13 protein-coding genes are annotated in these 14392 nt (G+C 62.3%); 7 read left to right on the top strand and 6 right to left on the bottom strand.

Annotation, left to right across the window (positions count from 1 at the left end):
* Positions 1-6: 6 nt before the first annotated feature.
* From LZK81_RS28425 to LZK81_RS28415, 3 genes are all read left to right on the top strand, one after another.
* A complete protein-coding gene (locus LZK81_RS28425; RefSeq protein WP_233957345.1) occupies positions 7-1605 on the top strand; it encodes a thiamine pyrophosphate-dependent enzyme in 1599 nt (532 codons plus the stop codon).
* Positions 1606-1713: 108 nt separating this feature from the next.
* The gene (locus LZK81_RS28420) at positions 1714-2688 is read left to right on the top strand and encodes a 2-hydroxyacid dehydrogenase (RefSeq protein WP_233957344.1); all 975 of its coding nucleotides are present in this window, start codon (positions 1714-1716) and stop codon (positions 2686-2688) included.
* Between the two features lie 12 nt (positions 2689-2700).
* Positions 2701-3513: a class II aldolase/adducin family protein gene (locus tag LZK81_RS28415; protein WP_233957343.1), complete on the top strand. Its 813-nt coding sequence runs from the start codon at positions 2701-2703 to the stop codon at positions 3511-3513.
* A gap of 101 nt (positions 3514-3614) precedes the next feature.
* Here LZK81_RS28415 and LZK81_RS28410 read toward each other — a convergent pair whose 3' ends face one another.
* The 5 genes from LZK81_RS28410 to LZK81_RS28390 all read right to left on the bottom strand — a co-directional run bounded on the left by LZK81_RS28410 (position 3615) and on the right by LZK81_RS28390 (position 8707).
* Positions 3615-4598 (bottom strand): Bug family tripartite tricarboxylate transporter substrate binding protein, encoded by a 984-nt coding sequence (locus tag LZK81_RS28410; RefSeq protein ID WP_080952516.1) that lies wholly within the window; start codon positions 4596-4598, stop codon positions 3615-3617.
* A gap of 83 nt (positions 4599-4681) precedes the next feature.
* Positions 4682-5659, bottom strand: coding sequence for a Bug family tripartite tricarboxylate transporter substrate binding protein (locus LZK81_RS28405; RefSeq protein ID WP_233957342.1), 978 nt, complete (start codon positions 5657-5659; stop codon positions 4682-4684).
* A gap of 72 nt (positions 5660-5731) precedes the next feature.
* Positions 5732-6715 (bottom strand): Bug family tripartite tricarboxylate transporter substrate binding protein, encoded by a 984-nt coding sequence (locus LZK81_RS28400; RefSeq protein WP_233957341.1) that lies wholly within the window; start codon positions 6713-6715, stop codon positions 5732-5734.
* Positions 6716-6751: 36 nt separating this feature from the next.
* The gene (locus LZK81_RS28395; protein WP_046605987.1) at positions 6752-8257 is read right to left on the bottom strand and encodes a tripartite tricarboxylate transporter permease; all 1506 of its coding nucleotides are present in this window, start codon (positions 8255-8257) and stop codon (positions 6752-6754) included.
* Between the two features lie 3 nt (positions 8258-8260).
* Complete coding sequence (locus LZK81_RS28390; RefSeq protein ID WP_046605988.1) at positions 8261-8707, bottom strand: tripartite tricarboxylate transporter TctB family protein; 447 nt, start codon at positions 8705-8707, stop codon at positions 8261-8263.
* A 469-nt stretch (positions 8708-9176) separates the two neighbouring features.
* Between LZK81_RS28390 and LZK81_RS28385 the strand changes: the two genes are divergently transcribed.
* Both LZK81_RS28385 and LZK81_RS28380 read left to right on the top strand, forming a co-directional pair.
* The gene (locus LZK81_RS28385) at positions 9177-10397 is read left to right on the top strand and encodes an FAD-dependent monooxygenase (protein ID WP_233957340.1); all 1221 of its coding nucleotides are present in this window, start codon (positions 9177-9179) and stop codon (positions 10395-10397) included.
* 79 nt (positions 10398-10476) lie between these two features.
* Positions 10477-11655 carry an alpha/beta hydrolase gene (locus LZK81_RS28380; RefSeq protein ID WP_233957339.1) on the top strand — a complete coding sequence of 393 codons (1179 nt, stop codon included), beginning with the start codon at positions 10477-10479 and terminating at the stop codon, positions 11653-11655.
* 431 nt (positions 11656-12086) lie between these two features.
* Here LZK81_RS28380 and LZK81_RS28375 read toward each other — a convergent pair whose 3' ends face one another.
* Positions 12087-12620, bottom strand: coding sequence for a VOC family protein (locus LZK81_RS28375; protein WP_233957338.1), 534 nt, complete (start codon positions 12618-12620; stop codon positions 12087-12089).
* A 124-nt stretch (positions 12621-12744) separates the two neighbouring features.
* Between LZK81_RS28375 and LZK81_RS28370 the strand changes: the two genes are divergently transcribed.
* Complete coding sequence (locus tag LZK81_RS28370; protein ID WP_233957337.1) at positions 12745-13536, top strand: helix-turn-helix transcriptional regulator; 792 nt, start codon at positions 12745-12747, stop codon at positions 13534-13536.
* Between the two features lie 26 nt (positions 13537-13562).
* A complete protein-coding gene (locus tag LZK81_RS28365; protein ID WP_046605992.1) occupies positions 13563-14291 on the top strand; it encodes an SDR family oxidoreductase in 729 nt (242 codons plus the stop codon).
* Positions 14292-14392: the final 101 nt, after the last annotated feature.

Genomic DNA, 14392 nt, shown 5'->3' with positions numbered 1-14392 from the left:
TCTCACATGACCATTACCGGAGGCGATTCCATCGTCGCTTCACTGCGCGCTCACCATGTGGACACCGTCTTCGGCATACCAGGCGCCCAGCTCTACGGTCTGTTTGACGCCTTTCAGCGCGACGGCATGCGGGTGATCACGCCGCGGCACGAGCAGACCTGCGCCTACATGGCGTTCGGTTACGCCCGCGCCTCGGGCAATCCCGGTGTCTATTCGGTCGTACCAGGCCCGGGCGTGCTCAACACGGGCGCTGCGCTTCTGACTGCCTGGGGCTGCAACGAGCCGGTTCTGTGTCTGACCGGGCAGGTGCCGACCGCGTTTCTCGGCAAAGGTCGCGGCCATCTGCACGAGATGCGCGACCAGCGCGCCGTTCTCGCCGGCATCGCCAAGTCCGCCGAACGCGCAGACAGGGCAGGGGATGTCTCCGCCGCAATCGCCCATGCGTTTCGCGAGATGCGCTCGCTGAAGCCCGGCCCGGCGACGGTCGAAATGCCCTGGGAACAGTTCTTGGCGGAGGGCGAATTCGAGATCGCCCGCCCGCTCGAAAACCATCCGGATCCGGTGGCGGATGTAGCGATCGGCGAGGCGGCGGCGGCGATTCGCAGAGCGGAGCGGCCGATGATCTTCGTCGGTCCCGGCGCATTCGAGGCCCGTGACGAGGTGCTGCGGCTTGCGGAATTGCTGCATGCGCCGGTGGTCGGCTTTCGTTCCGGACGCGGCGTGGTCTCCAACCGCCACGAACTTGGCCTCACAATCGCCGAGGCGCGAAAGCTGTGGCCGCTGGTCGATTGCGTCATCGGCATCGGCACCCGGCTCGAGGTGCCGAGCTGGCGTTGGAAGCCGAGAGCCGAAGTGCCGGTGGTGCGGCTGGAAATCGACGCGGAGGAACTGATCCGCACGCCGGAGGCCCTCGGCGTACTCGGCCGGGCGAAGACCTCCCTCACGGCGCTGCTTGACGAGCTCAAGCCGCGGACGCCTCCCGACGACTGGCAGGAGGCGATCCGAAAGGCACGCGCGCAAACGGCGCAAGCCATCCAGGAAATCTCGCCACATTACGGATATCTACAGGCGATCCGCGCAGCCCTTCCCGACGACGGCATCCTTGTCGAAGAGGTCTGCCAGTCCGGTTTCGCGTCCTGGTACTGCTATCCGGTTTACGAACCCCGCACCTTCATCTCGACCGGTTTCCAGGGCACACTCGGCTTCGGTTTTCCAACCGCGCTGGGCGTCAAGGTGGCCCGGCCGGACGTGCCGGTCGTATCGATCGCCGGCGATGGCGGCTTCATGTTCGCCGCCCAGGAGCTGGCGACGGCCGCCCAATACGGCATCGACGTCATCACCGTCGTCTTCAACAATTCCGCCTTCGGCAACGTGAAGCGCGACCAGAGCCAAGCTTTCGGCGGACGACTGATCGGCTCGGAGCTGAAGAACCCGGATTTCGACAAGCTCGCTGCCGCCTTCCATGTGGATTTCGCCCGGGTGCGTGCGCCGGAGGATCTCCGCACGGCAATCGAGACTGCCATCACGCGCGGCGGCCCGTGGCTGATCGAAGTGCCGCTGTCGCTCGAAAGCGAGGTAAGTCCCTGGAAGTTCATCCACGGATAATCCGTCGATGACGAATTCCGTTCGACATCGACGAAAAGACCTATCGTCATGGCAGGGAGCCATATAAAGTCGGCTCCAAGATTTCGATCCGGGGAGGGCATCGGTTCCGTGACATCAGATCAGAAAACCATGCGTATCGTTGTGCTGACGGCGGTCCTGCCGGCTTCGGTGGTCTCGACGCTCGAAGGCATGGGCGGGCGGCAAATGTCGGTCGCGGACGTAGCTGCAGGCGGCGAGATGCCGGGCGTGCAGGTGCTGGTCACCGATCCAGGCGTCGGCGCCAATGCGGACATACTCGCAAAATTCCCCGACCTGAAGCTGGTTGCCTGTTACGGCATCGGCATCGACTCGATCCACATGCCGACCGTCAAGGCGCGCGGCATCGGTATTTCCAATACGCCGGGCCTGCTGACCGAGGATGTCGCTGACCTCGCCATGGCGCTGATGCTGGCCTCGGCCCGCGATATCGTGCCCCAGACCCAGTATATCCGCGACGGCCGATGGACGACGATCGCGGCAAAGGTCCCGCTCGGCCGGTCGCTCAAGAACAAGGCGATCGGCATTGTCGGGCTCGGCAATATCGGCGCGGCGATTGCAGAACGGGCCGCCGCTTTTCGCATGCGGGTTTCGTATCATGGTCCGCGGCAGAAGCCCGTCCCCTATACCTACATGCCGGACCTCGTCGCGATGGCGAAAGAGAGCGATTTTCTCGTCGTCGCCAGCCGCGGCGGCGAGGACACCGGGAAAATTGTCAACCGCGAAGTGCTGGAGGCACTCGGACCTCAGGGCACGCTGGTCAACGTTTCGCGCGGCTCGATCGTCGACGAAGCGGCGCTGGTGGAGGCGCTTAGAGCCGGCAAGCTCGGCTTTGCGGCCCTGGACGTGTTCGCCAACGAGCCGCGGGTTTCGGAAAAACTGCTGTGGATGCCGAATGTCATCATGACGCCACATCAGGGCAGTGCCACCACGGAAACGCGCCTCGCCATGGCCCTTTTGCTGGTCGAGAATGTCCACGCGTTTTTCAAGGGAACGCCGCTGCCGACGCCGGTGGTCCCGATCGCGATCTGGGCTTTTGAACTGTAGGGAGGAAGTCACATGGCATTTCAACGTCACGTCATCGGACTGGCAGGGCAGGACCAGTCCGGCGAAGTCATTACCGAGTTCGACCGCGCCTCGGTCACCGACGAGGAATGGGCCGTCCGTGTCGATCTCGCCGCCGCCTATCGCCTCGCCGCACTCTACGGCTGGGACGACCTCATCTACACCCATATCTCGGCCCGCGTCCCGGGCACGGAAAACCACTTTCTGATCAACCCGTTCGGGCTCGCCTTCGACGAGATCAAGGCGAGCAACCTCGTTAAGATCGACCACGAGGCGAAGATCATCGGCAAGTCTGACTACCCGGTGAACGGCGCCGGTTTCGTCATCCACCACGCCGTGCACAAGGCGCGTCACGAGCTGAATTGCGTCATGCATCTGCATACCGAGGCAGGCATGGCGCTTTCCATGCTCGATTGCGGCCTGCTGCCGCTCTCCCAGCATTCGATGTTTTTCTACAACCGCATCGGCTATCACGGCTACGAGGGCCTGGCCCTCAACATGGAAGAGCAGGAAAGGCTGATCCACGACCTTGGGGACCACAAGAACATGATCCTCAAGAACCACGGCACGCTGACGTCGGGCGAAAGCGTCGGCGAGGCGTTCGTGTGGACCTTCTGGCTGGAAAAGGCCGCCCGCGCCCAACTCGCCGCCATGGCCGCCCAGCCGCAGGGTCTCACGGTTCCGGCAGAGAAGATCGCCGAACTGACCGCGCATATGTACGAGATGTCGCCGGCCAAGCCGGGACTGAAGGAATGGCCGGCGATGCTGCGCAAGCTGGATCGGATCGATCCGAGCTATCGGGACTGACACGGGGATCTCCTTGCGGGAAGATGCAGGTCTTCCCGTCATTCTCCGCAACGAAAAAAGCCGGCGTTTCCACCGGCTTTTTTTATCTGCTTCAGCAAGTCTTACTGCTGCGGAATCTGGGCGATCGCGACGTAGTCCTTCCACTCCGCGATCGTCTTGATCATCAGAGCCTGGGCTTCGGCCGGGGTAGAGATGTAGGGGTCGCCGCCCTGATCGGCGAGGAATTTCTGGGTTTCCGGCGCCTGCAGAACGGTGTTGAACCAGCCGTTGATCTTGGTGGTGATGTCTTCCGGCGTGCCCTTGGCAACCATGGCACCCCACCAGCCGAGCTGGTCGACGTCAAAGCCCTGTTCCTTCAGGGTTGGAATGTTCGGAGCGCCCTTCATGCGTTCCGGCGAGCCGACGGCGAGAAGGCGGAAGCGGCCTTCGCGCTGCTGGGCGAGGGCAAATACCGGATCGTAGGAGCCGAAGTCCATTGCGCCGCTGGTGATGTCGTTGAGCGAGTCGGCGGCGGTCTTGTACTGGACCGAAACGGTCTCGAGGCCGGCTTTCTGCTTGTAGACTTCGGCCATGACCTTGCCCGAAGTGGCGTTGACGGCATAGGAGCCACCGTCGCCCTTTTCCTTCATGGCTGCGGTCAGTTCCTTCAGGTCCTTGTAGGGCGCGTCCTTGGCGACGGCGATCATGAAGGCCTGCTTGTTGATGGTCGCGATCGTCATCAGGTCCTTACCGACGTCGATCGGCGGCTTCTTCATGATCCACATGTTGCCGGCGATCGAGTTGCCGGAATGGACGAAGATCGTGTAGCCGTCGGGCTTGGAGCGCGACGTGTATTCAGCGGCGATGTTGCTGAGCGCACCCGGCTTGTTTTCGACGATGATCGTGGCGCCGGCGACCTTGGACACCTTGTCCGCGAAATAGCGGACGAGAACGTCGGCGCCGGAGCCTGCAGGGAAGGCGCAGACGAAGGTGATCGTCTGCTCCGGATAGGCGGCCTGGGCGGGCGTAACGTTTGCAATCTGTGCGACCGCCAGCATCGCCATGGCGGCGGTGGCTTGCGCGATCTTCTTAAGCCATTTTGTCACTTTTCATCTCCTGTGGCGGTTCGTAAGGGTCCCTGCGAAAGAACCTGCCGCACTATGGCGAGAGGGTCTTTCGAATCGGTTGATTAATTTTGCGGAATCTTGGCCATGGCCACATACGTCTTCCACTCCTCGACGGTCTTGGCGAGCAGTGCCTGACCCTCGTCCGGGGTGCCGACATAGACGTCGCCGCCGAATTTCGCGAGGAAGGCGACGGTATCGGGCTGGGCCAGGACTTCGTTGAACAGCGCGTTGATCTTGTCGACCACCGGCTTCGGCGTCGCCTTCGGAACGAAGGACCCCCACCAGCCGAGCTGGTCGATGTCGTAGCCCTGTTCCTTGGCGGTTGGGATGTTGGGCAGCGACTTCAGCCGGATCGGCGAACCGGTCGCAAGAATCCGGACGCGCTTCTCGTTGGCCTGCGAGAGGGAGAAAACCGGGTCGTGGACGCCGTAGTCGAGAGAGCCGCTCAGCAAGTCGTTGAGCGAATCCTTGGCGTCCTTGAACGAGACTTCGACCGGATCGACACCGGCGACCTGCTTGTAGATTTCTCCGAGAACCTTGCCGGAGGTGGCAGCCGTGGCGTAGCTGGCGTTGTTGCGCTTTTCCTTCAACACCTTGGTCAGCTCCTTCATGTCCTTGATCGGGCTGTCGTAAGCCACCACGAACATGAAGGCCTGCTTGTTGATGAAGGAGGTGGTCTGCAGTTCCTTGACGACGTCGATCGGCGGAGCCTTGAACAGCGACATGTTGGCTGCCGTCGAGGTGCCGGAATGGACGTAGATCGTATATCCGTCCGGCTTGGCACGGGCGGTGTACATGGCGGCGATGTTGCCGGCGGCACCCGGCTTGTTTTCGACGATCACCGTCTGGCCGGAGACCTTGGCGAACTTGTCGGCAAAGAAGCGGACCAGGACATCGGCGCCGGAGCCCGCCGGGAAGGCGCAGACGAACGTGATCTGGCCGTTCGGATAAGCGCCCTGCGCAAACGCACCAAAAGGCGCGAGCGCGGCCGCCGCGGCAGTCGCCATCATCAGGTTTCTGCGTGAGATTTCAGTGGTCATCGGCACAAGTTCCTCCCTTGAACGCCCCAGTCATTCCCATAAAAGCTTCCCGCGAGGCCCGTTGAACAAGCCTCAGTTTTGCGGGATCTTCGCCAGCGCCACATAGGCACGCCACTCCTCGACGGTCTTCGCAAGAAGCTCGTCGACCTCCTTCGGCGTACCTTTGTAGACGTCCCCACCGAACTTGTTCAGGAAGGCTTCCGTTGCCGGCTGGTCGAGCACGTCCCGGAACAGCGCGTTCAGCTTCAGAACGACATCATCCGGCGTCTTGGCCGGCACGAACACGCCCCACCATCCGAGCTGGTCGACATTGAGGCCATATTCCTTGATGGCCGGAATCTCGGGCGTCGACTTCATGCGCTGCGGCGAACCGACCGCAAGCAGCCGCAGGCGCCCCTCGCGCTGCTGGCTGAGCGCGAAGACCGGGTCGAGCGCCGCGAAATCCAGCTGGCCGCTGGTGATGTCGTTCAGGGAATCCGGGCCGGTCTTGTAGGCGACTTCGGTCGCCGAGACGCCTGCCAGCTGCAGGTAGACTTCGGCGAGAACCTTACCCGAGGTCGCGGTCGAGCCATAGGTGGCGTCGCCCGCCTTGGCCTTCAGATGCTCGGTAAGCTGCTTCATGTCCTTGATCGGGCTGTCCGCCGCGACCGCGATCATGAAGGGCTGCTTGTTGATGAACTGGACGCCGCGCAACGCCTGAGTGACGTCGATCGCAGGTTTCTTGAACAGCGACATGTTCGCCGCGGTCGAGGTGCCGGAATGGACATAGACGGTGTAGCCGTCCGGCTTGGCGCGGCTGACATATTCGGCGGCGATATTGCCGTTGGCGCCCGGCTTGTTCTCGACGATCACCGTCTGCTTGGAGACCGCCGCCACCTTTTCGGAGAAGAAGCGGACCAGAACGTCGGCGCCGCTGCCGGCCGGAAAGGCGCATACGAAGGTGATCGTAGCGTTGGGATAGCTGGATTGTGCGAACGAGACACCGGGGAGAACGGCGGCCATCGTGGCCGCCGCAATCAGGGTGCGTCTTGTCAGTTTCAAATGTTGTTCAGTCATTGGCTCCTCCTCCAAAAAACTGTTGCGGAATGCCCGTTATTCCTCCTGGAACGCCTCCTCGCGTGTCTTGCGGAACTGCGGGAAGATGATCAGGCAGAGCATCAGGACCGTCGCCACCAGAAGCGTGGCCGAGATCGGACGGTCGATGAAGATCGTCGGATCGCCGCGCGAGATGACCAGCGAACGGCGCAGGTTTTCCTCCATCAGCGGGCCGAGGATGAAGCCGAGCACCATGGGCGCGGGCTCGCAGCCGAGCTTGAAGAGGATGTAACCGAAGACCGTGAAGACGATCATCAGAACCATCATGAACGGCTCGGTGCTCGTCGAGTAGACGCCGATCGCGCAAAACAGCAGGATCGCCGGGTAGAGCAGGCGGTAGGGAACCGAGAGCAGCTTCACCCAGATGCCGATCATCGGCAGGTTGATGACGACGAGCATCAGGTTGCCGATCCACATCGATGCGACCATGCCCCAGAAGAGGTCGGGGCGGGTAGTCATGACCGCCGCACCCGGCTGGATGCCCTGGATGATCATCGCGCCCATCATGATCGCCATGATCGGGTTCGACGGAATGCCCAGCGTCAGAAGCGGGATGAACGAGGTCTGGGCGGCAGCGTTGTTGGCCGCTTCCGGGCCCGCGACGCCTTCGACTGCGCCGGTGCCGAACTTGCGCGGGTTCTTCGAGATCTTCTTTTCGAGCGTATAGCTGGCGAAAGAGGCAAGAACCGCGCCGCCGCCCGGCAGGATGCCGAGGAGCGAGCCGAGGCCCGTGCCGCGGAGGGCGGCCGGATAGGCTTCCTTGAATTCCTTCTTGGTCGGCCACATGTCCCGCATGCGGGTGCTGATCGCTTCGCGCGGCGACGGCGGGTTCTCGAGGTTGCGGATGATTTCCACGATGCCGAAGAGGCCGAGAACCAGCGGCAGGAAGTCGATGCCCTCCCACAGGCCCGAAAGGCCGAAGGTATAGCGGGTAAGACCCGTGTTGATATCGGTGCCGACGAGGCCGAGCAGCAGGCCGATCAAGACCATGGCAACGGCCTTCAGGACCGAACCGTGCGCCAGAACGATCGCCATGGTGAGACCGAGCAGCATCAACGCGAAATAATCCGGCGAATTGAACTGCTGGGCGATCGATGCGAGCGGTGGACCGAAGGCGGCGATGAAGACGGTGCCGATCGTGCCGGCGAAGAACGAGCCGAGCGCGGCGATCGCGAGTGCCGCACCTGCGCGGCCCTTGCGGGCCATTTGATGTCCCTCGATACAGGTCACGACCGAGGAAGCTTCACCCGGCATGTTGACCAGGATCGAGGTGGTGGAGCCGCCATATTGTGCGCCGTAATAGATGCCGGCCAGCATGATCAGTGACGAAAGCGGGTCAAGCCCGAAGGTGATCGGCAGCAGGATGGCAAGCGCAGGAATGGGTCCGATGCCGGGCAGAACGCCGATCAGCGTGCCGAGCACGACGCCGATCAGACAGAACATCAGGTTCTCGAGCGAGCCTGCAGCCATGAAGCCGGTTGCGAGGTGTTCAAAGACTTCCATGGATTATCTGCCCCACCAGACGGGCATTGGCTGCCCAAGCGCATATACGAAGATGATAACGACGAACGCCGCCGTGGTGACCGCGAAGATGACGGTCTCGACAGGTTTGACGTCGCGCCGTGCATAGGCGGCGAACATGATCAACAGGATCGAGGAGATCACCGCGCCGATCTCAGCGATCAGGATGCCGAAGGCGGCAATCGCCAGCAGGATGAAGACGATCGGGCGGAACTGGATGCGTTCGATGGCCGGACCTTCGATCGCCAGCGACTTTACCGCGACGATCAGCCCGATCAGTGCGATCAGGCCGCAAATGATCATCGGGAAATAGCCAGGGCCCATGTTGCGGGCGGAACCGAAGGAGAGGTCGGACCCGACATAGAGGCCGACCGCGCCGAAAAGGATGAACAAGATGCCCGCGCCGAAATCCTGCGGACTTTTGATGACCATGGTTTCCTCCCTGAAAACCCGACTATGTGAACCGGTCTGGCTCCCCTTGGGCGCCGGCCAAACCGTCATTATGCATGCTCCCCGGGCCGCGCCTCGAATTCGCAGCCCTGAATTCGTCTATAGGCAACTAGATTTGACTATATACAAGAGTATTCCTCTTGTCAGTCAATCGAATTCCGCAGTCTCCCGTGCCGATCAGATACCACAGCCGCCCGCCGTTTTCGATCCTATCGCATTTATATCAGGAAGCCAGATATCCCAGGTGTAATTTCGTGACATCCTTTCCTGTTTTTGATCCGTGGATTGAAACTTTCAATTGCAGCCGCCGTCTCCCAAGGGCCTGTCCGAAAGCTCGTGCGGGCAGATATGAAATTGGTTTTGAACAAAGTCAATTATACTTTATCAAAAATAGTTGACAGCCGCATGCGCGTCGGGAGAGATTGCCTTCGGGATTTCAAAGGATAACAAAATGAAGATTTCTGTTGTGGGAGGAGGGATCGGTGGGCTGACGGCGGCATTGTCGCTGCTCCGCCAGGGGTTTGACGTCGACGTGTACGAACAGGCGATCGAACTGAAAGAAGTCGGCGCCGGCGTCCAGGTCAGCGCCAACGGCACGCGGGTTCTGTTTTCGCTCGGGCTGGAAGAAGACATCATGTCGATCGCCTCACAGGCGCAGGGCAAGGAGATTCGTCTCTGGAACACCGGGCAGACCTGGAAACTGTTCGACCTCGGTCCGCTCTCCATCGAGCGTTACGGCTTCCCGTACATTACCATCCACCGCAACGACCTGCACCAGACGCTGGCAGCCGGCGTGCGTCGCATCAAGTCCGATGCGATCAAGCTGTCCAAGAAATGCGTCGGGATAACCCAGGACGACAAGGGGGCGACCATCACCTTCGCCGACGGCGCCACCGCCACTTCGGATATCGTGGTCGGCGCCGATGGCGTGCATTCGAAGATCCGCGAGACGCTGTTCGGCCGCGACGACCCGAAATTCACCGGCATCGTCGCCTGGCGCGGCGTCATCCCGGTCGAGCGCTTGCCGGAGCGCATGCTGCGCCCGGTCGGCACCAACTGGATCGGGCCAGGCGGCCACGTCATCCAGTACCTGCTGCGCGGCGGCAAGCTGATGAACTACGTCTCGGTCGTCGAGCGCGCCGACTGGCAGGTCGAATCCTGGTCGGTCGCGGGCACCGTGGAAGAGTGCCTTGCCGACTATGAAGGCTGGCACGAAGACATCCACACGATGATCAAGGCGATCGACGTGCCCTATAAATGGGCCCTGATGCTTCGCCCGCCGATGGACGAATGGACCCGCGGCCGCGTGACGCTGCTCGGCGACGCCTGCCATCCGACCCTGCCGTTCCTCGCCCAGGGCGCAGTCATGGCGATCGAGGACGGTTTCGTGCTCGCCCGGGCGCTCGCCGAAAACAACGGCAATTACGAAGCGGCTTTTGCCGGTTACGAGGCCGCCCGCGTCGAGCGCACCGGCAAGATCGTTCGTGGTGCGGAAGGCAATCTCAGCCGTTTCCACAATGCTGCGCTGAAGGATCCGAAGCTCGCCGAAGACTATGTCAATGCCGAATGGCAGGAAGACAAGGTCAAGCAGCGCTACGAATGGCTGTTCACCTACGACGCCACCTCCGTGCCGGTCGTGGCGGGAAGCAGGTCGCCGGAAGCGGTCGGTTAAGGCACGATCACAGCTCAATCTCGGAAGCCCGTTCGCCGGTACCGCCGGCTGTGCGGGCGAAGCATACGGGTAGGACACCATGACCACCAAGGCGGAATGGCAGCGGATCCCGCTGATTGTCTCCTTTCCGGAGACCGCGAAATATACCGAGACCTACGGCTTTGCCGGTAATTCCGGCAGGGTCAACCTCGAGGGCCAGCTTCTGCGCGGCGCCGACGCGCCGTCGAAGACGGTCTATGTCTTCATGCACCCCACCTCGACACTGCAACTCCTGCCGATGCCGACGGCGCTTGCCGATGCCGGCCTGCACGTGCTCTGCGCCGCAAGCCGTTATCCGAAGAACGACACTGCCCTGATCATGGAGAAGGTGGCGATCGACCTCGGCAAGTGGCTAGATTATGCCAGAGGCGAACTCGGCTACGAAAAGGTCGTGCTGGTCGGCTGGTCGGGCGGCGGTTCGCTGTCGCTGTTCTATCAGGCGCAAGCCGAGAACCCGACGATCACCCACACGCCGGCCGGCGACGAGGTCAACCTCGTCGAAGCGAGCCTGAAGCCCGCCGACGGCGTGATCTTCATCGCGGCCCACCTGTCGCGTGCCGAAACGCTGACCGAATGGCTCGATCCGTCGGTTCTCGACGAACTGGACCCGGATCTGCGCGACCCGGAATTCGACATCTATTCGCCGGACTGCCCGCACCAGCCGCCCTATTCGGCGGAATTCATCCAGCGCTTCCGGGCTGCCCAGGTTGCCCGCAACCGCAAGATCACCCACTGGGCGCTCGACATGCTGGCGGAGCTGAAGCGCCGCGGCTCGTTCGAGCAGGAGCGCGCCTTCGTCGTCCACCGCACCATGTGCGACGTGCGCTGGTTCGACGGCACCATCGACCCGAACGACCGGCCGATCGGCAGGAGCTATATGGGTGATCCGCGCACGGTCAATGTCGGCCCGGTGGGGCTTGCCCGCTTTACGACGCTGCGTTCCTGGCTTTCGCAATGGAGCTACGACCTGTCGAATGCCAAGGGTCCGATGAACGCGGCGCTGATCAAGCGCTCGCCGGTGCTGCAGATCGAGAACAATGCCGACGAGGCGGTCCCGGCGACCCACAATCCGACGATCCGGGCGGCGCTCGCCACCGAGAACAAGGAATATATGACGATCCCGCGCGCGACCCACTATTACCTCGGCCAGCCGGAGCTTCTCAAAGCCTGCATCGACCGGGTGGTGGACTGGAGCAAGCGGCAGGGGCTGCTGGCATGAAAGCAGTCCGGCGTTCGCCGGGAGCGGGCTCCGGATTTTCGGGAGGTTTGACCGTGAGCTTCAAAGAAAAGCACCACCGCCCAGGCTGGATCGGTGGTGTGCGTGTTTCGTCTCTACTCAAGGCGACTACAGATGAGGATGCGAGGCGGCGCTACGGACTCCCCATCTCCCCACTTGCGGGGGAGATGTCACCAGAGGTGACAGAGGGGGGTGGCTCAGCGAACTCATTGGCCGATGGAAAGTGGAGAACCACCCCCCTCTGCCTGCCGGCATCTCCCCCGCAAGGGGGGAGATCGGAAAGACGCGCCGCCTGGCGCGCCATCAAAAGCCCCACCCTTGGGTGCGGCATAGCTCCCTCTCCCCGCCTGCGGGGAGAGGGTCCCGGCAGGGGGGTGAGGGGCAGATCACAATCGCTGCCCCTCACTGCAGCCTCAAGCCACAGCCGACTTCCTGGCGATCATGCCGGCCTTCTTCTGAATCCACGCCTTCATGGCGTCATGGGCTTCGGAAGCGGCCTGTTCCAGATAGCCGGGCTCTTCGGTGCGGGCCGTCACTTCGAGGCGGAGGCCGTTCGGGTCGAAGAAGTAGATCGAGTTGATGAACTCGTGGTCGATGACGTCGGTGGTCTTCACGCCGGCATCCTGAAGGCGCTTCTTCATCTGAAGAACCTCCTCGACGGAATCGACTTCCATGGCGAAGTGCTGGACCCAGTCCGGGGTGTTCGGCGAGGGAAGCGGCAGGATGTTTTCGCCGAGGTCGAAGAAGGCCATGTAGGAGCCGTCGCCGAGTTCGAAGAAGAAATGCGCGTAGGGCTTTTCTTCGCCCGTCGACGGCACCTTGTCGGCGGTCATGCAGTTGACCAGCGGCAGGCCAAGCAGGTCCTCGTAGAACTTGCGGGTCTCCTCGCCATCGCGGCAGGGGTAGGAAAAGTGATAGAGTTTGCGAAGCTTTGGTGCGTCGACCATGGTGGTTCCTCCATATCCAAGCTTGTTGCATTGGCCGTGATGGTAGGCTTTTGCCGACCCTCCCATGTCCACCTTGCAGGTGGACATGCCCCCGACAGATTTGTTCTCAACCCTGGAGGCGTCAATGCCTGCGCTTGATGGAAACAACGTGACCGTCATGGCTGCCCTCATGAACGAGCTCGGCGAGCCCGGCTTCCCCGAAAAAATGCTGGAAACCCTGCGCGGCGTCGCCGGCACCGATTTCTGTTCCGCCTTCCAGGCCGAGGAAGACGGGTCGCTCTCCTATCTCTTCGCCTGCGGTTATCACTCGACCATTCCGGGCTTTGCCGAGCGCGCGTCGCTCGATTACGCCCGCCGCTATTGGCAGCGCGACCGGGTGACCCGCCAGATGCTGAACGGAGGCCCCGGACTTGCCAAGGTGCAGGTGGTGCGCCAGGCCTGGAACGGCATCCGTGACCCCGAATACCGCCGCGACTGTTACGAGCGCGCCCATGTGCTCGAACGCCTGACCATCTATCACTCGGAGGAACCGCGGATCTTCGCCAGCCTCTATCGCACCCGCGAAAGCGGCCCGTTCCCGCTCTCCGCGGTCGAACGGCTGGAAGCCTTCGCACCGCTCCTGATGGCCATGGTCGTCAAGCATGTGCGCCTGCAGGGCCGGCCGCAGACGGTGCCCTTGCATCCGCCGCTGCAGGAGATCGCCGGGCGGCTGCTGCAGGCGGGGTTTGCACTTTCGGGCCGTGAGGCCGAGGTTTCCGCCGGCCTGCTGCTCGGCCGCACGCATCGGGAAATTTCCGAAAAGGTCGGGCTCGCGCTTTCGAGCATCGTCACCTACCGTCAGCGCGCCTATCGCAAGCTCGGGGTCAGCGATCGGCGCGGGCTCGAAGCGCTTTATGAAGGAATTTCGCGCGTCTAACACAACAATTCGAGGAGGGATTTCAGATGATTTCGATCAAGGACCGTATTGCCATCGTCACCGGCGCCAGCTCGGGCATCGGCTGGGGTATCGCCAAGGCGATTGCCACTGAGGGCGCCGTCACCGTGCTTGCCGCCCGCAGCACTGACAAGCTTGAAAAACTGGCGGCCGAGATCGAGGCCGAAGGCGGCCAAGCGTTCGTCGTGCCGACCGACGTTACCGACGACGCGCAGGTCGAAAAGCTGTTCGCCACGGTGAAGGAAAAATATGGCCGGCTCGACATCCTGATCAACAATGCCGGCATTGCCGACCATACGCCGGTCGAAAAGCTCACCAACGAGCGCTGGCACGAGGTGATCGGGGCAAACCTGCACTCGGTCTTCTATTGCAGCCGCGCCGCCTTCGTCATCATGCAGGAACAGAAGCGCGGCCGGATCATCAACATGGGCAGCCTGTCGTCCAAGGTTCCGCGCGGCCATACCGCCGCCTATACGGCGAGCAAGTTCGCGCTCGAGGGCCTCACCCGCTCGCTCGCTGTCGACGGCCGCGAGCACGGCATTGCGGTCTCCATGGTGCATCCTGGCTCGACGGTCAGCTCGCTGGTTCCCGGCGTTACCGACAAGGTCCGACCCGCAACGATGATGCCTCTGGATGTGGCGCGGATCGTCGTGCTGATGGCGACCCTGCCGGACGACGTGAACCTTTACGAAAGCATCATCCTGCCGGTCGAAATGCCATTCCTCGGCCGCGGTTAAGCCGGTTCAGCACGGTGTCAAACGGCTTTCTTTTCGCAAGGCCCGAAACTGAAAGCCGCTTGACGCATATTCGGGTCCCTGATATCCATTTCCCCAGTAGG

Source organism: Neorhizobium galegae, from assembly GCF_021391675.1.
Lineage (GTDB): Bacteria > Pseudomonadota > Alphaproteobacteria > Rhizobiales > Rhizobiaceae > Neorhizobium > Neorhizobium galegae_B.
The sequence above is the reverse complement of the archived record's forward strand: the minus strand, read 5'-3'. Positions and strand labels throughout refer to the sequence as shown.

Bases quoted from the DNA above. Each gene is read 5' to 3' on its own strand.
- LZK81_RS28425 (WP_233957345.1), top strand. From the start codon at position 7: ATGACCATTACCGGAGGCGATTCCATCGTCGCTTCACTGCGCGCTCAC.
- LZK81_RS28415 (WP_233957343.1), top strand. From the start codon at position 2,701: ATGGCATTTCAACGTCACGTCATCGGACTGGCAGGGCAGGACCAGTCC.
- LZK81_RS28405 (WP_233957342.1), bottom strand. From the start codon at position 5,659: ATGACCACTGAAATCTCACGCAGAAACCTGATGATGGCGACTGCCGCG.
- LZK81_RS28400 (WP_233957341.1), bottom strand. From the start codon at position 6,715: ATGACTGAACAACATTTGAAACTGACAAGACGCACCCTGATTGCGGCG.
- LZK81_RS28395 (WP_046605987.1), bottom strand. From the start codon at position 8,257: ATGGAAGTCTTTGAACACCTCGCAACCGGCTTCATGGCTGCAGGCTCG.
- LZK81_RS28390 (WP_046605988.1), bottom strand. From the start codon at position 8,707: ATGGTCATCAAAAGTCCGCAGGATTTCGGCGCGGGCATCTTGTTCATC.
- LZK81_RS28385 (WP_233957340.1), top strand. From the start codon at position 9,177: ATGAAGATTTCTGTTGTGGGAGGAGGGATCGGTGGGCTGACGGCGGCA.
- LZK81_RS28380 (WP_233957339.1), top strand. From the start codon at position 10,477: ATGACCACCAAGGCGGAATGGCAGCGGATCCCGCTGATTGTCTCCTTT.
- LZK81_RS28375 (WP_233957338.1), bottom strand. From the start codon at position 12,620: ATGGTCGACGCACCAAAGCTTCGCAAACTCTATCACTTTTCCTACCCC.
- LZK81_RS28370 (WP_233957337.1), top strand. From the start codon at position 12,745: ATGCCTGCGCTTGATGGAAACAACGTGACCGTCATGGCTGCCCTCATG.
- LZK81_RS28365 (WP_046605992.1), top strand. From the start codon at position 13,563: ATGATTTCGATCAAGGACCGTATTGCCATCGTCACCGGCGCCAGCTCG.